The following is a 20771-nucleotide window of genomic DNA, read 5'->3' as shown; positions in this document are numbered from 1 at the left end:
CTCAACTGTCCTTCGCCAGGCGGCGTGCGAGCACCGGTACGAAACCGCGATAGCCGTCATTTACGGAGAGCCCCTGATCCTTCATCGCCGCATGAGCGGCGGCGATCGTCTCACAGGCAGCCCGCGACATGGGGGCGTTCAGTCCGAACGATTCGATCGTCTCGGCCGCTTCGGTCATCTCTGTCACGCGACGGGCGCCGTGCTCGAAGGTTCGGGACAGGTAATAGTCGGCCACATTCCGCCAGTCGAGGCCGGGAAATGTCTCCTGGACCGAATCAAGAATGCGCTCGGTAACGCCGGCCCGCTCCGCCGAGGACAGAGCTTCGATCAGCAGGGCCTCGACACCTTTGATCATCACCGAACGGATCATCTTCAGCGACGAAGCCTGGCCCGGAGTATCGCCGACCGCTTCGAGGTTCATGCCGAGCGCGTTCAGGCGCCCCGCCACCTCGACGGCACGCTTGCCCGCGACGAGGATCGGAACCTTCTCGGCATAGGGTGGCACGCGCGCCATGACGGCGCCTTCCACGAAGCTGCCCTTCCCGGTAGCGATCGCGCCGGCTGCGAGGGCCTTGGTGTCCGGCCCGACGGAGTTGAGGTCGATAAAGACCGCCTCGCCGGAAAGATGCGGCGCCGCCGAGGCGGCGACGGCCTTCGTCGCGGCACCGACGACGAGCGACAGCACGACATCCGCGGAAGCAATGCCGGCCACGTCGTCGAGCGGTTCGACACCGAGTTCGGCCGCTCTTGCCCGCAGGGCGTCGGAAGCAGCCGGGTCGTTGAAGCGCAAATCGTAAGCGGCGAGCCGTGCGGCGTTCCGGCCGCCAAGCCCACCGGCGATGGACTGCGCAGCCTCGCCGAAGCCGATGAATGCAATCGTGGTCATTCGTCCTCCCTGCGGAAATGGCTCCTGCGCCATCTCCCGCTTCAATCGATGTATTTCAATCCTTTGGCTGCGAGTGCGCCGCGCATGTCGTAGATGTCCAGTCCCAGTTCGCCGGCAGCCAGCCGCTCACGCGTCTTGCGCTCCTTCTCAAGCCTCGCGCGCGAGGCCGCGACGGCTTGTTCTGCCTGCGCTTTCGGCACGACCATGACCCCGTCGTCGTCGGCGATGACGACATCGCCGGGGGCCACGGTGGCGCCTGCACAGACGATCGGCACGTTGACCGAACCAAGCGTCGCCTTCACCGTTCCCTGTGCCGAGACGAACCGTGACCAGACGGGAAAGCCGATTTCCTCCAATTCACTGACATCCCGTACCCCGGCCTCGATGATCAGACCGCGCACGCCACGCACCATAAGTGAGGTTGCAAGCAATTCGCCGAAATAGCCGGCGTCGCACAGCGAGGTCGGTGCGACCACGAGAATGTCGCCTTCGCGGCACTGCTCGACCGCCACATGGATCATCCAGTTGTCGGCAGGCGGTATCGAGACCGTCACCGCCGTACCCGCCACGCGCGCCCCGCGCCAGATGGGGCGCATATAGGACTGCATCAGGCCGGTGCGGCCCATCGCCTCGTGGACCGTCGCAACGCCGCACTCCGCCAGGGCGTCGACAAGGCTCTGACCGGTCCGCTCGATATTCCGGTGAACGACGCTCATGCCAGCGCTCCATGTCCGAGTGTACCGGTGACATGCGGAAACACGGCCTCGTAGGCCTCTCCATAGGTGATCTTGTAGTCGGAATTGCGCGAGGCCTGGACGCCTCGCTGGAGGGCGACACGGGTATAATATTCCCAGAGATGCTCTTGTCCCTCCATGCACTTGATCGCCGCCAGTTTCTTCTCCCAGACATCGGTGATGTCGAGCAGGAAGTTCGGCTTCCAATTGCATTGTTCCGGCTGGTGCGGCTCGAAGAGATAGACAGGCGGGGCGCCGAGTACGGGCGTGCCGGGCTTGTGCCCATGCGCCTGGGCTATGACACGCGCATGCTGCGCGAACTCGGTCGCCATCGGGTGATCGAAGTTATAAGGGTCCTGCCGCGAGTGCGTCAGCATGAACTCCGGGCGTATTTCGCGGTAGAGGTCCACCAGCCGATCGAAGGCTTCCGGCGTCACCTGCATGGGGTAGTCGCCGAGATCGTAGAACAGGATATCGCGAACGCCGAGCGCCTTCGCGGCGTTTTCCGCCTCGCGCCGACGGTCCGCCTTCACGGCCTCGAGGGTCATTCCCGACTTTTTCCAGAGCTTCGCCGACTCGCCGCGCTCGCCGAAGGACAGGCAAACGACTGTGACTGCATAACCCTGTCTTGCGTGGGCGGCGATCGCGCCGCCAGCCCTCCAGACGAAGTCGGCCGAATGCGCGCTGACGACGAGTCCGGTCTTTTGATGCATATCCATGCTCCTTCATTCTTCGGAGTGGACACTGGCATCCGACAGGGCCCGGGTGCTAATACGAAAGCCGAGCCGAGCTATAGTTTTTTTCGAATCTGCCTCTGGAGCACAGATGATCGCAATGGATATCAACATCCGGCATCTGCGGGTCTTCATGCAGGTCTGCGAGACGGGCAGCCTCAACCGGGCGGCCGCCGAGCTGCACATTTCACAACCCGCCGTCTCGGTGGCGCTCGCGGGGATCGAGCGCCGCTTCGGCGCGAATCTCCTGTCGCGCTATGCTGCCGGCAGTCAGCCGACGGCGGCCGGCGAGGTTCTCTTGACGCGGATACGCCGCATGGAGAACCAGATCGCATTGGCGCTGGCCGAGCTCTTCGGCATGAGTTCGCAGCGCGATCCGACGCTGGTCGCCAAATGTATCGCGCGAATAACCTTTCGGCAGATAGAGGCGCTGATCGCCCTTGCCGGCAACGGTTCCATCACCGAGGCGGCGCGCGGCGGCGGCGGCTCGCCGGCGGCGCTGCACCGGGCATTGCATGACCTGCAGACCAATATCGGCAGGGCCATCCTCATGCGCAGCCCGGCCGGCGTGGCGCCGAATACACTAGGCCGCCGCCTCGCGATGCGCTGGCAGGTGGCCCTCACCGAACTGGAGCAGGCGCTGGATGAAATCCGCGAAATCGAAGGGCGCATGGAAGGGCGGATCAAGATTGCAAGTCTTCCGCTTGCGCGCACCCTGTTGATTGCGCGCGCCGTCAACCCCCTTATGGCGGAGCACCCGAATGCCCGGGTGGAAGTCGTGGATGGCTCCTACGAGGCTCTGTCGCAGCAGTTGCGCACCGGCGCGAGCGACATTCTGATCGGAGCGCTGCGTTCGGGCAGCGACCTCGAGGGGCTGCGGGCGGAGCCCCTTTTCGAGGACCCCTACGCGGTGGTCGGACGATCCGGGCACCCGCTTCTCAACAGCAGCGGAAAGGGGGCATCACTTGACCAGCTCGCCGCCCAGCAATGGGTCGCCCAGCGTCCCGGCACGCCTATCCGGGCCGCATTCGATGCGCTTTTTGCTGGTTGCGGGGACGCGCCAAGGGCGAGTATCGAGACGAGCTCGCTCGTTCTCACGCGTGCCATCATTCTGGAAAGCGACCGGCTGTCGATGCTCTCTCGCCGCCAGATCGCCATCGAGGAAAGAGAAAATCTCCTTGGTTGCATTCCGGTCGCCGATGAGGTGCGCAGCCGGCTCCGGACGCGGACGATCGGTGTCACCGTTCGGGAGAACTGGCTGCCGAGCAGGCTTCAGAAAACTTTTCTCGAATACCTGCGGGTGGCGGCAGCGGGTCTCGGCCAGGCGTGAGTTGCGGTGCCAACACTGACGTGCCTTACGCCCGCAGGCGGCTCAGGAACTGGGCGAAGACCATCGAACCTTCCGGCCAGGGGCCGTGGCCGGATTCCGTGTTGATGTGGCCGGCGTCGCCGGCATCGACGAGCAGCGATCCCCAGGCGTTGGCGATATCGCCGGCGTGCTCGTAGGAGCCGAAGGAATCGTTGCGGCTGGCCACCATGATCGACGGGAAGGGCAGGGGATCGCGCGGATAGGGGCCGAAGGTCATCAGGTGCTTCGGCCGGATATTCGGGTTGGCGACGTCCGGCGGGGCAACCAGGAATGCGCCGGCAATCTGCCGCGTGCAGTGAGGCAGTGCGTGGATCGCCGTGGCAACGCCGAGCGAATGCGCGACGATGACGACCGGCTTCTCTGCGGCATTGACCTCCTCGATCATGCGCGCCACCCAATCCTCCCGCACCGGCTTCGACCATTCTGCCTGCTCGACGCGGCGCGCGGTCGACAGTTTACGCTCCCATCGGGTCTGCCAATGGTTCGGGCCCGAGTTGGTGTAGCCGGGAACGATGAGGATATGTGTTTCGGAAACCTTCATGATCGTCGCGATTTGAAGTCGAAAAGGGCCGAAGTCAAGGCGGAGGCGACAGAGGCGGCATTTTCTGTATAATCACACTCACAGTCGCGGTTCGACAGCGGCCCATCTTTTAACACCACTGTCGCGGGTCCGTGGCTGCTCTGGTTCGTTGAGGAGTGTGAGCCATGACAACCTTCCATGTTCTGTCGGGGGCAGATCCGACCGTCGCGCATCCCGGCATACGAAAGATTGGCATTGCGGATGTGTTCGACGCGTTGCGTCTCGGGCTGGATGACTTCCGGGAAAAGCCGTCGCATTATGTTTTTCTGTGCCTCATATATCCAATCGCCGGCGTCGTGCTGATGACGTGGAGTGCGGGAGCGAACATGTTGCCGCTGCTCTATCCGCTCGCTTCCGGCTTTGCCCTCATCGGGCCTGTGGCTGCCATCGCCCTCTACGAGGTCAGCAGGCGTCGCGAACTCGGCATGGACGCGCGGTGGCCGCACGCAATGCGGCTGCATCGCCATCCGGCAATCCCGTCGATCCTCGCGGTTGCCGCTGTCCTCTTCGTCATCTTCGTCGTCTGGCTGCTGGTCGCCCAGGGTCTTTATCTAACCATCTTCGGTTCGACGCCTCCGGCTTCGATCTCGGAGTTCTGGACCAGTGTGACCACCACCGAGCAGGGGTGGAACCTGATCCTGGTCGGCAATCTTGTCGGCTTCGTCTTTGCCGTCGTCGTGCTGTCGATAAGCGTCGTCACCTTCCCGCTGCTCCTCGATCGCGACGTCGGTGCGCTGACGGCGATGGAAACATCGGTCAGAGCGACGCTCGCCAATCCGGTGCCGGTGGCCCTGTGGGGCTTGATCATCGCAGCCGGACTGGTGATCGGCTCCATCCCGGTCTTCGTCGGTCTTGCCGTCATCATGCCGATCTTCGGCCACGCGACGTGGCATCTCTACCGCAAGCTGGTGGAACAACCGGCCGGTCCGGCGCGATAGGTCTCCCGCTCGAGCGGGGAGTTGGGAGCGACCGCCTCAACATCCCGCTCGGATCGCCACTGATCAGCGAAAGAACTTGTAATAGGATGAGATCTGGGCTGCCGTGTTCGAGGACAGGTTCAGCTTGATGCCGATCCTGTCGCCGCGGACCCAGCGCACCATGCCGGAGAGAAAGCCGAGCTCCTCGCTCCTGATCGTCACTTCCTGACCGGTCCGCGCGCCGATATCGAAGAGCAGCCTGAAGCAGATGCCTTCGTCGGAAAGATCGACCACAATCCCGTTGGTCGAACCCGTCTTGCAGGTGACGGTCCCGGTTATCTTCGTCTTTTCGCGCGAAGAGGCGCGCTGAAGGCTGTCCTTGTAAACCATGGTTTTCTCGAAACCTGATTGCGACAGCTGCAAGCTTCACATGGAGCACCTAAAGGACCGCTAAAGACTTCGCCCGCATTTGAACGAAGGACGTCAAATGCGGGCATGGAAAAACGTGCGCCATTCCGGGCGGTTTCCGTTCCTAGACGGAACCGAAAACCCGCCGGAAGATCGTGTCGACGTGCTTGGTATGATAGCCGAGGTCGAATTTCTCCCGGATGTCCTCTTCGGAAAGCGCTGCACGGACTTCCGTGTCAGCGAGCAGTTCTTCGAGGAAGTCCTTGCCCTGTTCCCAGACCTTCATGGCATTGCGCTGTACGAGCCGGTAGGCATCCTCGCGCGAAACACCGGCCTGGGTGAGGGCGAGAAGAACACGCTGCGAGTGAACAAGTCCGCGGAACTTGTTCATATTCTTCAACATATTGTCCGGGTAGACGAGAAGCTTGTCGATGACGCCGGTCAGCCGGGCCAGCGCGAAATCGAGCGTGACCGTCGCATCCGGACCGATCATGCGCTCGACCGACGAATGCGAGATATCGCGTTCGTGCCACAGGGCGACGTTTTCCATGGCCGGAACGACGAAGGCGCGGACCATGCGGGAGAGTCCCGTCAGGTTCTCCGTCAGCACCGGATTGCGCTTGTGAGGCATGGCGGAAGAGCCCTTCTGGCCCGGAGAGAAATATTCCTCCGCCTCCAGGACCTCGGTGCGCTGCAAATGCCGGATCTCGGTTGCGAGACGCTCGATGGAGGAGGCGACGACGCCGAGCGTTGCGAAATACATCGCGTGGCGATCGCGCGGGATCACCTGAGTCGAGACGGGTTCAGCCTTGAGGCCGAGTGCTTCTGCCACATGTTCCTCGACGCGGGGATCGATATTGGCGAAGGTGCCGACCGCTCCGGAAATGGCGCAGGTCGCGATCTCCTCGCGTGCAGCGAGAAGGCGCTGCTTGCAGCGGTCGAACTCCGCATAGGCAAGCGCGAGCTTGACGCCGAAGGTCGTGGGCTCGGCGTGAATGCCGTGCGAACGGCCGATAGTCACCGTGTCCTTGTGCTCGAAGGCACGCCGTTTCAGCGCCTCGAGCAGGTTGTCGAGATCGGCGAGCAGGAGATCGGTCGCGCGGACGAGCTGAACGTTGAAGCAGGTGTCCAGCACGTCGGAAGAGGTCATGCCCTGATGGATGAAGCGGCTGTCGGGGCCGACGAATTCCGCAAGATGGGTGAGGAAGGCGATGACATCGTGCTTGGTGACGGCTTCGATCTCATCGATGCGGGCGACGTCGAAGGTTGCCGCGCCGCCCTTTTCCCATATGGTCTTTGCAGCTTCCTTGGGGATTACGCCGATTTCGGCCAAGGCGTCGCAGGCATGCGCCTCGATCTCGAACCAGATGCGGAACTTGGTTTCCGGCGACCAGATGGCCACCATTTCCGGCCGGGAGTAACGGGAGATCATGGGCTTCAAGCTTTCGTCGAGAGTGGAGGATGGCTGTGCCTCTATCAAAGATGGCGGTGAAGCTCAACGCCGTTGCCGCGCGTCCGATCGCGCGAGCAGCAGACTCGTTGCCACGAGCGCGACGGCACCGAGCGGCAGATAAAGGCGAACGCCGAGGACCAGAAACTGGTAGAAGGCGGCCAGCGACGTGAACGCGAACTGGAACATCCAGGTGGGAGTGCCGGTCGTCGCATGCCACTGCGCATAGAAAGCGCGGTAGTCGAGCGCGAACAGGAATGCCGTCGTTCCGATCGTGCCGGCGGTGAGACACAGGAAAAAGGCCGAAAAGCGTGTCTCGAACGGTCGGTTCTGCGACAGGCAACGGGCGGCAAATACCGAGAGCGGCCATGCAATGAGACCGCCCCACGCGTAAAGCGCGAGGATGCTTTTCAGGTGGAAGGTGGCGTCATTTTCCCGCCACCAAAGTGCAAGCCACGCCGAGAGCGCCATCGCGAAGCCCCAGCAGAGCGCGCCCAGGATCGCTTCCCGCAGGCTCGGAACCGAATGCGCGAGACGGAAGCGCTTCGGCCGGTCCGGGGCTGCGACGAGCACCTTTGCCCGGACCGCGGCCTTCCCCTCCATCAACCGGGAATCCGCACCGGTACCGCGATCCAGCGGCCGTCGGTGGTGCCCTCGAAGCCGAGCGACTCGACCAGGATCATCACTGCATGGACCTCGGAGCCATCGGCCTTGACATGGGTCACGACGCCGCCGATGCGGTAGCTCGTCGGGCAACGCCGGCTCAGTGGGATCCGCTGATCGTCTTCGAGTATTTCCGCTGCGGGTTTTCCGGCCTTCTCGGTCATCGTCAGACGGAAGCCTTTGACCTCTTTCAGAAAGCCCTCGCAAATCCCTTCCGGTTCGAAGACCTTCTCTTCGAGCTTCAGCGTATAAACCTTGCGGAACGATGCATCGGCGGGAAATGAGGAATAGGTCAGTGTGCGCGGCTCTGCATCGAGCTCGGTCACAGGATTATAGGCGGCGAGCACTCCCGGCGTGTGGTGGAGACGATAGGCATCGATGAGCGGCGCAGAGCGCCTGTGCGCTTCACCGCGCGCCGTGTGCAGATCGGCTCCGTCCGCTTCCGCAACGGCGCGCACGGGCGCGCCTGGCAGGAAGGCGTCGGTATTGGTGTCGAGAACGTAGATCGTCGAATAGGGAAAGCCGGAGCCGTCCTGGATACCGTATTCCTCAAAGGCGAAGACATCGCCATCCGATGAAAAGCCGATCGGTTGGAAGGCGGCATAGTCACCGGCCGCGGCACCGGACGCGGCAAGCATCGCCACCATGATGCCGGCAGTTGCTGCGCGCGCCTTCATCCGCGTGCCTTCTCCGCCTGTGTGCGGAGCACTTCGATGGCGCTTCGATACGCATCGACGGAATCGCCCTTGAAGATGGCGGAGCCGGCGACCAGCACATTGGCGCCCGCTTTCGCTGCGACGCCGGCCGTATCCGGCGCGATACCGCCATCCACCTCGATCTCGATCGGGCGACTGCCGATCATTGCCTTGATCCGCCGGATCTTCTCCTCCGTCGCGCCGATGAACTTCTGGCCGCCGAAGCCAGGATTGACCGTCATCACGAGAACGAGATCGACGGTGTCGAGGACATATTCGATGGCGCTTTCCGGCGTCGCCGGATTGATGGAGACGCCGGCTTTCTTTCCGAGCGACTTCACAGTCTGCAGTGAGCGGTGCAAATGCGGGCCTGCTTCGGCATGGACAGTTATGATGTCGCAACCGGCCTTCGCGAAGGCTTCGAGGAAGGGATCGGCCGGCGCGATCATCAGGTGGCAGTCGAAGGTTGCCCGGGTGTGCGGGCGCAGCGACTTGATGACGTCGGGCCCGAAGGTGATGTTCGGTACGAAATGTCCATCCATGACATCGAGATGGATCCAGTCTGCGCCGGCCTCGGCGACGTCGCGAACCTCCTGGCCGAGTTTGGAGAAGTCGGCCGCCAGGATCGACGGGGCAATGCGAATTGGGTGGGTCATCATCGGGCTCCGGCTCTTTCCCGCGCCATAGCATTCTCGGGCCTCCCGAACAACCGGCGCGAAGATCAGGAGCGTGAGGACCAGGCAGGTATCAGATCGTCTCCGGCATCTCGTGCATCATGGACGCCGCGCGCGATCGCACGGGCCATCGTGGCAGCTGCCGCGGCGCTGAGATCGATGAAATCCTGAAGCAGCGGCGTCTTTCCGCCCGTGCCCGTCGAAAGCGCGAAGACCAGATCGCCGTCAAGAGGCGTATGAGAGGGCCACAGGGCACGCGAAAAGCCGTCATGGGCCGCGATCGCCAGACGCTTGGCCTCCGCCTTGGTGAGCAGCGCATCCGTGGCTATGACTGCGATGGTCGTGTTCGTCGCCGGCGCTGGCCGCTCCCGAAATTTGAAGCGCGGGGTAGCGGCGTCCTGCGGCCAGGGCGTGGGCTGGCCCAGCCCGCCGAACTCGTCGTCCATCTCGAAGGGTGCAGCCCAGAAATGAGGTGTGTCGCCGACGGTCGCGGAGCCGACGGCATTCACGGCCACGAGGGCGCCGACAGTGATCCCATTGGCCAGCACCGTCGACGCGGAGCCGAGACCGCCCTTGAAGGTCGCGGTAAGCGCGCCCGTGCCTGCGCCGGTGCTGCCGGTGCCGAAGTCCGCCGATACCGCTCGCGCCGCTTCGTAGCCGAGATCGCGATAGGGAGCGTAGCGTCCCCAATCCTTGTCGCCGCCATTTGCCAGATCGAAGAGGATCGCCGCGGGCACGATCGGCACACGATGCGGGCCGACGGCGAAACCGCGCCCCATCTCGCGCAGCGCCGCCTGAACGCCCGAGGCGGCATCGAGGCCGAAGGCCGAGCCACCCGAGAGCACGATCGCGTCGACCACCTGGACCGTATTGTGGGGCGCAAGCAGCTCGGTCTCGCGCGTACCGGGAGCGCCACCGAGAACCTGAACGGCGGCCGTCGCCGGCGGATCGCAAAGCACGGCCGTAACCCCGGATTTCAGCCTGACATCCTCAGCATTGCCGACCAGCAATCCGGGCACGTCCGTGATGAGATTTCTGGCCCCTTTCCGCATCATTCCGTATTGTCCGTAGCGGTTGCATCGACGAAACGCCCGTCCTGCCATCGCATCAGCCTGTAAGGGGTTTCGGCAAGCTCGTGCGCATTGTTGAACCCGATCGGCCCGAGCACCGTCGGATAGGGTCCTTTCGTCAGGGCATCGGCAAGCGAGCTGCCGTCTTTTGCCGCCTGGTCCTTTGCCTGCTCGAGGAGCGACACTGCGGCAAAGGCGGGCAGAACATATCCCTCGGGCTCGATCTTGGCGGCGCGCATGGCCTTTGCCACCGCCGCAGCCTCCGACGATCGTGCGGGGTCGGGTATCGTCATGGCAAGGACGCCGTTCTCGAGCGGCACGTCGAGATCGGCAGCGTTCAGCGTGTCGCCGCCAAAGAGGGTTATCGGGACGTTTTCCGCTTTCGCGTCACGCGCAATCACCGCCGTATCGTTGCGGTCGCCTCCGGTGAAGACATGCGTTGCACCGCTCTTCGCCAGTCGCCGAACGAGGCTCACCTGCTGCTCCTGCGAGGGGCGGTAGGTGTCGGTGAAAACCGGCGTTATGCCGATCTCGGCCAACCCGTTCCGCACGCTCTCGACAAGCTCGCGGCTGTGGATCGTCCCGTCGTCGATCAGAGCGAGCGGCCTGCCTTTCCAGTTCGCGACGATGGCATCGGTGATCGCCGCCGCTTCCGCCTTGCCGCCCGGCGCCAGGCGATAGAACGGCCACTCCTTCTTGAGTGCGTCCTCCATGAGGATGTCGGAACGGACGCTGACGGTGATCGCCGGAATGCCGGCTTCGGCCAGGGCCGGCAGCGCCGCCTCAAGGCTCTCGGTGCACAGAAAGCCGATCGCCGCTTCCGCGCCGCTTGCAAGCAGGGCCTTCGTCAGCGCCTCGCCGCCGGCAGGATCGCAGGTTTCGCTGATCGGGATCACCTGGCTTCCGCGGTCGTCGGCCTGGAATGCTGCCCCGGCAGAAATCTGCCTGCCGAGGGAGGCGAAAGGTCCTTCCTCGGGAGCCACGACCGCGACCTTAACGCCGGCAGCGAAAGCAGGACCGGTCAGCGCAAGTGCAGCGACAAAGAGGCTCGTGGCGATTGATCTAGGCATGTCATTTCCCGCTATCGACCGCCATGTTTTAAGGATGTGGGCGCGCCGGTCAAAGGAAAAGATCGAGGCATAACGAGGCTTTGTCGCCGCATCGATTGCAAGCGCCGCTGATCCGCAAGATTCTCGCATCGCCGGGTTTCATATTTTCCGCGAGAGTCTATGTATGTGCGAGATATCGTTCCGGAGCGAGATGTGTTGGAGAAGACCCGGCTGGACCCGATAACCTACCGTGATGCGATGAGCCGCATGTCGTCGCATGTGCAGCTGATCACGGCGGCCGATGGCAAGGAGCGGCGTGGCGTCACGATCACCGCGTCCTGCTCGGTATCGGACGATCCGCCGACAGTGCTCGCTTGCCTCAACGCAGCCAACCGGCGCAATGACATCTTTTCGCGTGGCGGCAATTTCGCGCTGAACCTGCTCGGCTCCCAGCATCACGCCCTGGCTCACGCCTTTTCTGGCCGCGACCAGCTCGACATGGAACGACGTTTTGCCCTCGGCCGGTGGACGCAGCGCACGACCGGCGCGCCCATCCTCGTCGAGGCGATCGCTGCCTTCGACTGCCGCCTGATCGAAGTCAAGGAGGTGGCCACACATCTCATCCTTATCGGCGAAGTCGTGGATGTGCAGCTCGGCCCGAAGCAGCCACCGCTCATTTATGTAGACCGCGGATATCACACGCTATAGGTTTTCGTCCACGCGGGAGGAAGCATGGCGAGACAGGTGACAGGAAAGCTGCCTCAGTCCATCGACGAGACGAGGGCGATGCTGGAGGCGCAGGATTATCTCGCCGGAACCGCGCTTGCGACCGTTCTCTTCCTGGCCCTCAGGATGAAGCGCCCGCTATTCCTCGAAGGCGAGGCCGGCGTCGGCAAGACCGAGATCGCCAAGGTGCTGGCGCGCGCCCTCGACCGGCCCCTTATCCGGCTTCAGTGCTACGAGGGACTTGACGTCGCCTCGGCCGTCTACGAGTGGAACTATCCCGCCCAAATGCTGGAAATCCGCCTGTCGGAAGCGGCGGGCACCGTCGACCGCCAGAGAGTGGAAAGCGACATCTTTTCCGAGCGGTTCCTCATAAGACGGCCGGTGCTGCAGGCGATATCAACGACGGCCGGGCGGGCGCCGGTGTTCCTGATCGACGAGCTCGACCGCACCGACGAAGCTTTCGAGGCCTTTCTCCTGGAGGTGCTTTCCGATTTCCAGGTCACAATCCCCGAACTCGGGACGATCAGGGCCGACGAGCCGCCGATCGTCATCATCACCACCAACCGGACGCGCGAAATCCACGACGCCTTGAAGAGGCGCTGTCTCTATCACTGGGTCGACTACCCCGGGGCGGCGCAGGAACTGGAGATCATCCGCCGCAAGGTCCCGGGCTGCAACGCGGCGCTTTCGCGCGAGATCGTTGCCTATGTTCAGAGGTTGAGGGCGCTCGACCTCTTCAAGAACCCCGGCGTCGCGGAAACGATCGACTGGGCCACGGCACTCACGGAGCTCGACGCCCTGGCGCTCGATCACGAGACGGTGGCCGATACGCTCGGGACGCTTCTCAAATATCAGGACGACATCGCCCGGATCGAAGGTGCCGAAGGCCGCCGCCTGCTTGCCGAGGTGAAGGCCGAATTGCTGGCGCAGGGCTGAGCAGGATGACCGCCGGAGCCCATGCGAATGACGGAAGGCTCGCCGATAATATCGTCTTCTTCGCCCGTGCCCTCAGGCGGGCGGGACTGCGGATCGGTCCGGCCGCCATCGCCGATGCGATCGGTGCCGTGAAGCTGATCGGCATCGGCTCCCGCGGCGAATTCTATGCAGCGCTCCAATGCACCTTCGTCAAGCGGCATGAAGATCAGGCCGTATTCGACGAGGCGTTCCGGCTGTTCTGGCGCTCGCCGGATCTGGTGAACAAGATGATCGCGCTCATGTCGCCCATTGCCATGCCCCGCTCCAGGGAGGATCGGCGTCGGCGCGCCGGCGAAGAACGCGTCCGTGATGCGCTTCTTGCCGGCCGGGACGGCGCGCAGCAGCCAAGCGAAGCGCCGGAGGTGGAGGTCGACGCACGCTACACGGTCTCGGGCCGCGAACTCTTCCGCAAGGCGGATTTCGGCCAGATGACGGCCGCGGAGATCGCGGAGGCAAGAAAGGCATTGTCCGCAGTCCTGCTGCCGCTCGACCGGGTACGCACGCGCCGCTATCGACGGTCCCACCGCCCGGTGCGGATCGATCCGCGCTCCACCATGAGAGATGCCATGCGGTTCGGCGGGGACTTCATCCTGCCGCGCTTTCGCGAGCCGCGGCTCGTCCATCCGCCATTGGTCGTGCTCGCGGACATTTCCGGATCAATGAGCAAGTATACCCGGATATTCCTGCATTTTCTGCACGCCCTGACCGAACAGCGCCATCGTGTCCATACTTTCCTTTTCGGGACGCGGTTGACGAATGTCACGAGGCAGATGCGCAACCGCGACCCCGACGAGGCGCTGGACGACTGCATCGCGGCAGTCAAGGACTGGTCGGGCGGCACCCGTATCGGAGAGACGCTTCACGAGTTCAACCGCCGTTGGTCGCGCCGGGTGCTCGGGCAGGGGGCCGTTGTCCTCTTGATGACCGATGGGCTCGAGCGCGACGATACGGCCGAACTGGAGATCGAGATCGATCGACTGCACCGTTCCTGCCGCCGTCTCGTCTGGCTCAATCCGTTGCTGCGTTTCGACGGTTTCGAGGCGCGCGCCCGAGGTGTCAGGGCCATGCTTCCGCATGTCGACGAGTTCCGCCCGATCCACAACCTCGAATCCGTCGCCGATCTGGTGAAATCTCTGTCCGGGCGCGGAGCGCGCGATGCCGATCCGCGGCGCTTCCTGAACCATGGACGGCCGGCCGTTGACCGCGCGCCGGCGAATGCGTCACAGTGATGTGACTTGATCCGATGCAGGATCATCGCCTGAGTGCAATTTTCGGAGTTGCAGCATGCAGAACGAGCCGAACATCCTCGATCCTCTGAAGGTGGCCGAGACCTGGCACGGCCAAGGTCGCTCCGTGGCTCTCGCGACCGTGATCGAAACCTGGGGTTCCGCGCCCCGTCCCGTCGGCAGCCATCTGGTGATCGACGGCGAAGGCAATTTTCAGGGTTCCGTTTCCGGCGGCTGCGTCGAGGGCGCGGTTATTGCGGAGGCTGCCGAGGTGATTGCGTCCGGTACGCCGCGGGTTCTCGAATTCGGAGTGGCCGATGAGACGGCTTGGCGCGTCGGCCTTTCCTGTGGTGGCCGGATCCGCGTCTATGTCGAACGAATTGACGGCTGAACGATGGAACTGAGCACACTGCAGACACTCAATCTCGCCCGTGCGTCGCGGCGCGCCGCCGTCGTCGTCGGGGATCTTTCGGACGGCAGCAGTCAGGCTTTTGTTGAAGGCGATCGCATTCCCCCCGAATGGGCCGCGCCCGTCTCCGAAGCGCTGCACTCGGGCCGGCCCCGTCTTCTGAAGGTCGAGGAAAGGGCGTTTTTCATCAACGTTCATCTGCCGCCCCCACGTATCGTCGCGATCGGTGCGGTTCACATTTCGCAGGCATTGGCGCGTCTGGCGCCGGTCGCAGGTTTCGACATGGCGGTCATCGATCCGCGTACCGCCTTTGCAACGGCCGAGCGTTTCCATGGCGTCGAGCTAATTGCAGACTGGCCCGAAGACGTTCTGCCCGCTCGACCGCTCGACCGCTATACGGCACTCGCCGCTCTCACGCATGATCCGAAGATCGATGACTATCCGATCAGGGCGGCGCTGGAAGCGGGATGCTTCTATGTCGGCGCGCTTGGCAGCCGCAAAACCCATGCGGCTCGGACCGAACGCCTGCAGGCGCAAGGGGTGCAGGGGGAGGCGATCGCACGTATCAAGGCCCCGATAGGCCTCGATATAGGTGCCGCGAGCCCGGCCGAGATTGCGGTTGCCGTGCTGGCGGAAATCATCGGGGCGTTGCGGCGTCGCGACGTGAACCTGCCGGTGGAGGGGCCCAAGTGAGGTTCGGACCCGTGCGGCTTGCCGATGCCGAAGGCGCTCTCCTGGGCCATTCGGTAAAGATCGGCACAATGAAACTGGCGAAGGGGCATCGCCTGAGCGCCGACGATGTCGCGGCACTTGCCGAAGCGGATCTTACGGAGGTCATTGTCGCGAGGCTCGAGCCGGACGATCTGGCGGAGGACGAAGCCGCGGCGCGCATAGCTGCGGCGATCGCCCCGGATCATCTGCGATTCTCGCGGGCTGCCACGGGCCGGGTCAACGTCTATGCTACCGTTGCCGGTCTTTTCGTTGCCAATCGCGCCGTCGTCGATGAGCTGAACCGTATAGATCCGGCGATCACACTCGCCTGTCTTGCCGATCATGTTGCCGTCGACGCAGGCGACATGGTGGCTACGATCAAGATCATCCCGCTGGCCGTACAGCAAGCGCTCGTGGAGCGAGCGCAGGCGCTGCTTCGGGCGGATCTGGCCTTCGAAGTCAAGCCGTTCACGCCCCGGCGCGCGGCCCTGGTGGCGACCGAGCTGCCTTCGTTAAAGGGCCAGGTGATGGACAAGACGCGCGCCGTTCTCACCGCGAGGCTCCTGCAATCTGGCAGCCGCCTCGATAGCGAGCAACGCGTGGCTCATACCACCGAAGCGGTCGCCGCCGCGATCTCGGACGCTGCCGTTTCGCACGACCTGATCATCGTCTTCGGCGCTTCGGCCGTGGCTGATCCGGACGATGTGATCCCTGCCGCCATCCGGCGCGCGGGCGGCGTCGTAGAACACGTCGGAATGCCGGTCGATCCGGGCAATCTGCTCGTGCTCGGACGGCTAGGGGATATTCCGGTCCTGGGTGCTCCCGGATGTGCACGAAGCCCACGAGAAAACGGCTTCGACTGGATTCTCGATCGATTGATCGCGGGCGAGTGGCCGAGCAATGCCGATATTACCGGGCTCGGCGTCGGCGGGTTGCTCAAGGAAATCCCGACGCGTCCGCAGCCCCGGGAAGGCACCGGCGGCAAGCGGCCGGGTCCCGTCGGGATCGTGGTGCTCGCAGCCGGCCAGGCGAGCCGAATGGGGCCGGACGGCCGCCACAAACTGCTTGCGGAGTTCGAAGGCATGCCGCTCGTGCGCCGGTCGGTGGAAACCGCCATCGCCGCGGTTCCGGGCAGAGTGATCGTGGTAACAGGGCATCGGGAGGCGGAGATCCGGGCGGCACTCGCGGGGCTGCAGCCCACATTCGTCTCGAACCCCGATTACCGGAGCGGGATGGCCGCTTCGCTGATTGCCGGTCTCTCCGCCCTCGACGCCGACGCCGGCGGGATGCTCGTCATGCTTGCCGACATGCCGGGCATCACTTCGGCACACCTGGCGAAGTTGATCGCTGCCTTTGAAGCCGAATCCGGCCGTGCCGTGGTGCGTGCCGTCGCCGACGGGCAGCGCGGCAACCCGGTCATTCTGCCGAAGGAGACCTTCCATGCCGTCCGGCAGCTCGTCGGCGACGTCGGGGCGAGGCACATCGTCGAGCGCTGCGGCTTGCCGGTGATCGACGTCGAACTCGGTGCTGCGGCGCGTCTTGATCTCGACACGCCGGAGGCGATCGTGGCTGCCGGCGGGCTATTGAGGGATTGAGCGATGGACAATGCGGCAATCGAGGAGATTTTCGAAACACTCGGCCCGGTCAAGATTCGCCGCATGTTCGGCGGCAAGGGCATCTATTTCGACGGCATCATTCTTGCGTTGGAAGTGAACGGCGAAATTCTTTTGAAGGGCGATGCCGAATCGGCGCCGGCGCTCGAGGAAGCAGGCGCGCGGCAGTGGACCTATGAAGGCAAGGGCAAGCCGGTGAAAATGCCCTATTGGAGCATCCCCGAGCCGGCTTGGGACGACCCGGATGAAATGGCGCGCTGGGTTGGACTTGCCTATGCGGCCGCGCTTAGGGCGAAAAAGTAGGGTGAGTGGCGGGGTTCAGGCGATCGCCCGCACCGCATCAGCCGCAAAGCGGGATAGAGGCTGGGGCAGGGCACTCAGGTCGAACCAGCGGATGTCGGAGAGTTTGTCCGGCTCGGTGAGACGCGGCTCGCCGGAAAAATTTTCCGTCACATAGATCAGCGAGATCCAATGTTGCCGATCGGCTTCGATCATCTGTTCGCTGATGCATAGAAAGCGGGTCGAATGGATGGAAAGGCCACTTTCCTCCTCCGCCTCGCGTCGGGCCGCATCCTGCGCGAGCTCCATATGATCGACTTTGCCGCCGACGATGCTCCAGTGACCGGCTTCCGGCGCCTTCAGGCGTCGGCAAAGGAGGATCTTTCCATCCCGCAGGATTGCCAGACCGCAGCCGAGACCGGGGAAATCGATACCGGGCAGTGCCATCAGCGGAGAATCAGGCCTTGCCCATGATCAGCATGAAGGCCGGAATGTCGTCACCGAAACCGACCGGCGTCGGACCGTCGTCATGATCGCGGCGGTTGCGCTGGCGACGGTCGCGATTGTCGTCATTGGCTGCATTCTGCGCGCGGCCGGGACGGTCGCTACGGCCGTTATGACGATCCTTGCTGTCGGCATTGCGTTCGATCTTCACCGCGTCGACCCTTTCCGGGACTGTTTCGAGTTCTTCTGTATCATTGCCTGAAGCCGTGACAGGCTTGCGATCGGCGTGAGCCTTGCCGGGACGCTCCCTCTTCCGATCCTTGCGCCCGTCGCTGCTGCGGTCGCGACGGCTGTCGTGGCTCTCCATCGGCTCGGGCAATTCCGAAAGGTCGCCGTTGTACCATTCGACCTTCTGGCCGATCAGTTTCTCGATGGCATCGGAAAACTTCGTCTCGCGCTTCGTGATGATCGTGAAAGCGGCGCCGGAGCGGCCAGCACGGCCCGTTCGGCCGATGCGGTGGACATAGTCTTCAGCGTGGATCGGCACGTCGAAATTGAAGACATGGCTGACGTCGGGAATGTCGAGCCCTCGCGCCGCGACGTCTGAGGCGACCAGCAGCTTGATGTTGCCATCCTTGAAATTGGCGAGCATGGCCATGCGTGAACGCTGATCCATGTCGCCGTGCAGCGCGCCGACCGAAAAGCCATGGCGATCGAGCGAGCGGAAGAGTTCGGCGACATCCTTCTTGCGATTGCAGAAGATGATCGCGTTCTTCAGGTCCTCCTGGGACCGAATGAGTTCACGAAGCACCGCGCGCTTCTCGTAGTCCTTGCCGTGTGCGGCTACGAAACGCTGCGTAACGGTTATGGCCGTCGAGGACCGGCGCGCCACCTCGAGCCGCTCCGGATTCTGCAGGAAGCGATCCGCAAGCTTCTGGATTTCGGGCGGCATGGTCGCGGAGAAGAACAAGGTCTGGCGCGTGAAGGGAATGAGCTTCGCGATTCGCTCGATGTCGGGAATGAAGCCCATGTCGAGCATGCGGTCGGCTTCGTCGATGACGAGGATCTCGACTCCTGTCATCAGGAGCTTGCCGCGCTCGCAATGGTCGAGCAGGCGGCCGGGCGTGCAGATCAGCACATCGGCGCCACGCTCGAGCTTGCGGTCCTGCTCGTCGAAGGAAACTCCACCGATCAGAAGCGCGATGTTGAGCTTGTGATTCTTGCCGTATTTGTCGAAGTTCTCTGCAACCTGCGCAGCGAGTTCGCGCGTCGGCTCGAGGATCAGCGTACGCGGCATGCGTGCGCGTGCCCGTCCCTTTTCCAGAAGGGTCAGCATCGGCAGCACGAAGGATGCGGTCTTGCCGGTTCCGGTCTGGGCTATGCCGAGAATGTCGCGGCGCTGAAGCGCCGGCGGGATGGCACCAACCTGAATCGGTGTCGGTATCGTGTAGCCCGCATCGGTAACTGCGGAGAGAACTTTCTGGCTCAGGCCAAGGTCAGCGAAATTGGTCAAAGGGGAAACTGTTTCCGTTCCGGTTCTGATGAACTCTGATCGATCGTTGGAAAATGCAACAGCATGTGGCGGCGCTCATACGACCAAAGGCGCCGAAAGTCAAGAAATCCAGCACCTTGAAACACTGGAAGTTGAATCCGCCCGATTCTCATGCTTTTCGCGTCAGGCGCGGGAGAGGTAGCGGCCCGCACGCCCGTTGTCAATCGAGATAGCCGGCGAGCTCCGTTCCGGCCCTCAGGAAGCGCGCCGGATCGACGGCGTGCCCGTTCAGGCGAACCTCGTAGTGAAGATGCGGTCCCGTCGACCGTCCGGTACTTCCCGACTTGGCAATGACCGCGTCTGCCTTCACCACATCTCCGACATCGACCAGAATTGCCGACAGATGTGCGTAGCGGGTCGAGACGCCGTTGCCGTGATCGATTTCGATCATGTTTCCATAGCCGCCCGCAGAACCCGCGGCCGTTACGGTGCCATCGGCGGTCGCGCGGACTCGCGTGCCGGTCGGTGCGCGAAAGTCCGTCCCCGCGTGCAGCGCCGGACGGCCGAGAAACGGATCCAGCCGATTTCCGAAGCCGCTGGAGACATCGGCTGCCGGTGCCGGGCTGGCGAGAGGAAGTCTTTTTGCTGCGTCACGGGTCTGCTCGAGCTCCAGGAGAGCAGTGTCGAGACCGACCAGGAACCGATCGAATACGTCTCCGTCCTGCGGTTCGACGAAGGGACCGCCAACACCGGCTTCCGCGGCCGTATCCGTGGCGAGCGCTTCGTCGGCTGCGGGAAGCGTGAAGCCGGTATCCTCCACGATAGCCCTGATCGTCGCGGACGTCCTTAGTGCGCTGTCCGTCATCTGCCGCAGATGCGCCATCTGTTCGCGCTCCACACCCTTAAGCGAAAGCGTAACATTGGAAAACACCCTGTCGGCCCGGTCGGAAGCGCTTTCGCCATCCACATTCGCGGAAGAGACGGGTGCATAGCCGAGGACGGCGGAGCGGGGAGGCCGATCATCATCCTTGCCGGCAATACCCATGATCGTCTCGATGGCCTTGACGCCGCTCCGAGCTTCTGCGCGCCCGTCATAGGCTAGCGGTTCCGTCGCCGGCAGAGTGTTTTGCTGTCCGGCATGATCAAGGGCCGTACCGTTTTCCGGGAGTGCGCCGAACTGGCCGCTTCTCGAGGTCAGTGCCAGCTGCCGCTGCAGAAGCTTCTCGACCTTCTGCTCGACAACCTGCTGATCCAGCAATTGCCGGCTCGTGACACGGTCAACCTGCGCTCGCAGTGCAGCGATCCGGTCCTCGTATTCATGCTGCATGCGCGCCTGCCGTGCGATCGTTCCGCCGATCAGGTCGTCGCGAAGCACCAGATATGTGGTTGCGGCAAGATATCCTGTGCCGAACATTCCCAGGAAACAGATGGCCAGGGTCGCCATCCATGGGCGGACAGTCATGTGCCGGACCCGGTCGCCGCTCGCCAGGATCAGGACGTGACTTTGCCTGCGTTTCCCGAAGGCGTTTACCGAACCAACAGACACCACATCACCCCCGCCGATGCGCCCCAGTTTGCGCGTCAGTAGACGCGCTGCGCCGTAGTTCGCGTTGCTCGACGGCAATTACACTTTGTTAGGGTTAATAAAGCGTGTGTGCGAGGCGCTA

23 protein-coding genes are annotated in these 20771 nt (G+C 63.5%); 9 read left to right on the top strand and 14 right to left on the bottom strand.

What is annotated here, in order from left to right; genetic code table 11:
- Position 1 precedes the first annotated feature (1 nt).
- The 3 genes from AC5J09_RS21190 to AC5J09_RS21180 are packed head-to-tail and all read right to left on the bottom strand — an operon-like array spanning position 2 to position 2333.
- Positions 2-886 carry an NAD(P)-dependent oxidoreductase gene (locus AC5J09_RS21190; RefSeq protein WP_494298428.1) on the bottom strand — a complete coding sequence of 295 codons (885 nt, stop codon included), beginning with the start codon at positions 884-886 and terminating at the stop codon, positions 2-4.
- A 41-nt stretch (positions 887-927) separates the two neighbouring features.
- Positions 928-1602, bottom strand: coding sequence for a 4-carboxy-4-hydroxy-2-oxoadipate aldolase/oxaloacetate decarboxylase (locus AC5J09_RS21185; RefSeq protein WP_494298427.1), 675 nt, complete (start codon positions 1600-1602; stop codon positions 928-930).
- Positions 1599-2333, bottom strand: coding sequence for a PIG-L deacetylase family protein (locus AC5J09_RS21180; RefSeq protein ID WP_494298426.1), 735 nt, complete (start codon positions 2331-2333; stop codon positions 1599-1601). Before AC5J09_RS21180 ends, AC5J09_RS21185 begins: the two co-directional genes overlap by 4 nt.
- A 112-nt stretch (positions 2334-2445) precedes the next feature.
- Here AC5J09_RS21180 and AC5J09_RS21175 point away from each other — a divergent pair, with 112 nt between their 5' ends.
- Positions 2446-3684 carry a LysR substrate-binding domain-containing protein gene (locus tag AC5J09_RS21175; protein WP_494298425.1) on the top strand — a complete coding sequence of 413 codons (1239 nt, stop codon included), beginning with the start codon at positions 2446-2448 and terminating at the stop codon, positions 3682-3684.
- Between the two features lie 25 nt (positions 3685-3709).
- Here the strand turns inward: AC5J09_RS21175 and AC5J09_RS21170 are convergent, their stop codons facing one another.
- Complete coding sequence (locus tag AC5J09_RS21170) at positions 3710-4264, bottom strand: RBBP9/YdeN family alpha/beta hydrolase (RefSeq protein WP_100673153.1); 555 nt, start codon at positions 4262-4264, stop codon at positions 3710-3712.
- A 164-nt stretch (positions 4265-4428) separates the two neighbouring features.
- On the opposite strand from AC5J09_RS21170, the gene AC5J09_RS21165 reads away from it, so the two are divergent.
- Complete coding sequence (locus AC5J09_RS21165) at positions 4429-5241, top strand: DUF2189 domain-containing protein (RefSeq protein WP_018095069.1); 813 nt, start codon at positions 4429-4431, stop codon at positions 5239-5241.
- Between the two features lie 63 nt (positions 5242-5304).
- Here AC5J09_RS21165 and AC5J09_RS21160 read toward each other — a convergent pair whose 3' ends face one another.
- The 7 genes from AC5J09_RS21160 to AC5J09_RS21130 form a co-directional block, all read right to left on the bottom strand.
- On the bottom strand, positions 5305-5610 hold the full coding sequence (locus tag AC5J09_RS21160) for a PilZ domain-containing protein (RefSeq protein WP_018095068.1): 306 nt from the start codon (positions 5608-5610) through the stop codon (positions 5305-5307).
- 142 nt (positions 5611-5752) lie between these two features.
- Positions 5753-7060, bottom strand: coding sequence for an adenylosuccinate lyase (gene purB / locus AC5J09_RS21155; RefSeq protein ID WP_494298424.1), 1308 nt, complete (start codon positions 7058-7060; stop codon positions 5753-5755).
- 63 nt (positions 7061-7123) lie between these two features.
- Positions 7124-7681: a hypothetical protein gene (locus AC5J09_RS21150; RefSeq protein WP_494298423.1), complete on the bottom strand. Its 558-nt coding sequence runs from the start codon at positions 7679-7681 to the stop codon at positions 7124-7126.
- Complete coding sequence (locus tag AC5J09_RS21145; RefSeq protein ID WP_324761815.1) at positions 7681-8418, bottom strand: DUF2259 domain-containing protein; 738 nt, start codon at positions 8416-8418, stop codon at positions 7681-7683. The genes AC5J09_RS21150 and AC5J09_RS21145 overlap by 1 nt, the downstream gene beginning before the upstream one ends.
- Positions 8415-9095, bottom strand: coding sequence for a ribulose-phosphate 3-epimerase (gene rpe / locus AC5J09_RS21140; RefSeq protein WP_324761814.1), 681 nt, complete (start codon positions 9093-9095; stop codon positions 8415-8417). The genes AC5J09_RS21145 and rpe overlap by 4 nt, the downstream gene beginning before the upstream one ends.
- A 62-nt stretch (positions 9096-9157) precedes the next feature.
- A complete protein-coding gene (locus AC5J09_RS21135) occupies positions 9158-10165 on the bottom strand; it encodes a P1 family peptidase (RefSeq protein ID WP_494298422.1) in 1008 nt (335 codons plus the stop codon).
- Positions 10162-11250, bottom strand: a complete 1089-nt coding sequence (locus AC5J09_RS21130) for a branched-chain amino acid ABC transporter substrate-binding protein (RefSeq protein ID WP_494298421.1) — start codon at positions 11248-11250, stop codon at positions 10162-10164. Before AC5J09_RS21130 ends, AC5J09_RS21135 begins: the two co-directional genes overlap by 4 nt.
- Before the next feature lie 159 nt (positions 11251-11409).
- On the opposite strand from AC5J09_RS21130, the gene AC5J09_RS21125 reads away from it, so the two are divergent.
- The 7 genes from AC5J09_RS21125 to AC5J09_RS21095 are packed head-to-tail and all read left to right on the top strand — an operon-like array spanning position 11410 to position 17192.
- Positions 11410-11937 carry a flavin reductase family protein gene (locus AC5J09_RS21125; protein ID WP_324761811.1) on the top strand — a complete coding sequence of 176 codons (528 nt, stop codon included), beginning with the start codon at positions 11410-11412 and terminating at the stop codon, positions 11935-11937.
- 24 nt (positions 11938-11961) lie between these two features.
- On the top strand, positions 11962-12891 hold the full coding sequence (locus AC5J09_RS21120) for an AAA family ATPase (protein ID WP_494298420.1): 930 nt from the start codon (positions 11962-11964) through the stop codon (positions 12889-12891).
- Positions 12892-12896: 5 nt separating this feature from the next.
- On the top strand, positions 12897-14159 hold the full coding sequence (locus tag AC5J09_RS21115) for a vWA domain-containing protein (protein ID WP_494298419.1): 1263 nt from the start codon (positions 12897-12899) through the stop codon (positions 14157-14159).
- Positions 14160-14214: 55 nt separating this feature from the next.
- Entirely contained in the window at positions 14215-14547 is a 333-nt protein-coding gene (locus AC5J09_RS21110; protein ID WP_494298418.1) for an XdhC family protein, read from the top strand.
- A gap of 3 nt (positions 14548-14550) precedes the next feature.
- A complete protein-coding gene (locus tag AC5J09_RS21105) occupies positions 14551-15258 on the top strand; it encodes an XdhC family protein (protein WP_494298417.1) in 708 nt (235 codons plus the stop codon).
- Positions 15255-16871 carry an NTP transferase domain-containing protein gene (locus tag AC5J09_RS21100; protein WP_494298416.1) on the top strand — a complete coding sequence of 539 codons (1617 nt, stop codon included), beginning with the start codon at positions 15255-15257 and terminating at the stop codon, positions 16869-16871. Before AC5J09_RS21105 ends, AC5J09_RS21100 begins: the two co-directional genes overlap by 4 nt.
- Before the next feature lie 3 nt (positions 16872-16874).
- Complete coding sequence (locus AC5J09_RS21095) at positions 16875-17192, top strand: TfoX/Sxy family protein (RefSeq protein ID WP_100673164.1); 318 nt, start codon at positions 16875-16877, stop codon at positions 17190-17192.
- A gap of 15 nt (positions 17193-17207) precedes the next feature.
- Here AC5J09_RS21095 and AC5J09_RS21090 read toward each other — a convergent pair whose 3' ends face one another.
- The 3 genes from AC5J09_RS21090 to AC5J09_RS21080 all read right to left on the bottom strand — a co-directional run bounded on the left by AC5J09_RS21090 (position 17208) and on the right by AC5J09_RS21080 (position 20728).
- Positions 17208-17615, bottom strand: coding sequence for an NUDIX hydrolase (locus AC5J09_RS21090; protein WP_494298415.1), 408 nt, complete (start codon positions 17613-17615; stop codon positions 17208-17210).
- 10 nt (positions 17616-17625) lie between these two features.
- Positions 17626-19125 carry a DEAD/DEAH box helicase gene (locus AC5J09_RS21085; RefSeq protein ID WP_494298414.1) on the bottom strand — a complete coding sequence of 500 codons (1500 nt, stop codon included), beginning with the start codon at positions 19123-19125 and terminating at the stop codon, positions 17626-17628.
- Between the two features lie 199 nt (positions 19126-19324).
- The gene (locus AC5J09_RS21080; RefSeq protein WP_494298413.1) at positions 19325-20728 is read right to left on the bottom strand and encodes a M23 family metallopeptidase; all 1404 of its coding nucleotides are present in this window, start codon (positions 20726-20728) and stop codon (positions 19325-19327) included.
- Positions 20729-20771 lie beyond the last annotated feature (43 nt).

The sequence above is a fragment of the Sinorhizobium sp. genome (genome assembly GCF_059070375.1).
Note: the sequence above shows the minus strand (reverse complement) of the source record. Positions and strands in the feature narration are given on the sequence as shown.

What these genes read in the sequence shown, in the direction of transcription:
- AC5J09_RS21190 (WP_494298428.1), bottom strand. Translation starts at nt 886, where the DNA reads ATGACCACGATTGCATTCATCGGCTTCGGCGAGGCTGCGCAGTCCATC.
- AC5J09_RS21185 (WP_494298427.1), bottom strand. Translation starts at nt 1,602, where the DNA reads ATGAGCGTCGTTCACCGGAATATCGAGCGGACCGGTCAGAGCCTTGTC.
- AC5J09_RS21180 (WP_494298426.1), bottom strand. Translation starts at nt 2,333, where the DNA reads ATGCATCAAAAGACCGGACTCGTCGTCAGCGCGCATTCGGCCGACTTC.
- AC5J09_RS21175 (WP_494298425.1), top strand. Translation starts at nt 2,446, where the DNA reads ATGATCGCAATGGATATCAACATCCGGCATCTGCGGGTCTTCATGCAG.
- AC5J09_RS21170 (WP_100673153.1), bottom strand. Translation starts at nt 4,264, where the DNA reads ATGAAGGTTTCCGAAACACATATCCTCATCGTTCCCGGCTACACCAAC.
- AC5J09_RS21165 (WP_018095069.1), top strand. Translation starts at nt 4,429, where the DNA reads ATGACAACCTTCCATGTTCTGTCGGGGGCAGATCCGACCGTCGCGCAT.
- AC5J09_RS21160 (WP_018095068.1), bottom strand. Translation starts at nt 5,610, where the DNA reads ATGGTTTACAAGGACAGCCTTCAGCGCGCCTCTTCGCGCGAAAAGACG.
- purB (WP_494298424.1), bottom strand. Translation starts at nt 7,060, where the DNA reads ATGATCTCCCGTTACTCCCGGCCGGAAATGGTGGCCATCTGGTCGCCG.
- AC5J09_RS21150 (WP_494298423.1), bottom strand. Translation starts at nt 7,681, where the DNA reads ATGGAGGGGAAGGCCGCGGTCCGGGCAAAGGTGCTCGTCGCAGCCCCG.
- AC5J09_RS21145 (WP_324761815.1), bottom strand. Translation starts at nt 8,418, where the DNA reads ATGAAGGCGCGCGCAGCAACTGCCGGCATCATGGTGGCGATGCTTGCC.
- rpe (WP_324761814.1), bottom strand. Translation starts at nt 9,095, where the DNA reads ATGATGACCCACCCAATTCGCATTGCCCCGTCGATCCTGGCGGCCGAC.
- AC5J09_RS21135 (WP_494298422.1), bottom strand. Translation starts at nt 10,165, where the DNA reads ATGATGCGGAAAGGGGCCAGAAATCTCATCACGGACGTGCCCGGATTG.
- AC5J09_RS21130 (WP_494298421.1), bottom strand. Translation starts at nt 11,250, where the DNA reads ATGCCTAGATCAATCGCCACGAGCCTCTTTGTCGCTGCACTTGCGCTG.
- AC5J09_RS21125 (WP_324761811.1), top strand. Translation starts at nt 11,410, where the DNA reads ATGTATGTGCGAGATATCGTTCCGGAGCGAGATGTGTTGGAGAAGACC.
- AC5J09_RS21120 (WP_494298420.1), top strand. Translation starts at nt 11,962, where the DNA reads ATGGCGAGACAGGTGACAGGAAAGCTGCCTCAGTCCATCGACGAGACG.
- AC5J09_RS21115 (WP_494298419.1), top strand. Translation starts at nt 12,897, where the DNA reads ATGACCGCCGGAGCCCATGCGAATGACGGAAGGCTCGCCGATAATATC.
- AC5J09_RS21110 (WP_494298418.1), top strand. Translation starts at nt 14,215, where the DNA reads ATGCAGAACGAGCCGAACATCCTCGATCCTCTGAAGGTGGCCGAGACC.
- AC5J09_RS21105 (WP_494298417.1), top strand. Translation starts at nt 14,551, where the DNA reads ATGGAACTGAGCACACTGCAGACACTCAATCTCGCCCGTGCGTCGCGG.
- AC5J09_RS21095 (WP_100673164.1), top strand. Translation starts at nt 16,875, where the DNA reads ATGGACAATGCGGCAATCGAGGAGATTTTCGAAACACTCGGCCCGGTC.
- AC5J09_RS21090 (WP_494298415.1), bottom strand. Translation starts at nt 17,615, where the DNA reads ATGGCACTGCCCGGTATCGATTTCCCCGGTCTCGGCTGCGGTCTGGCA.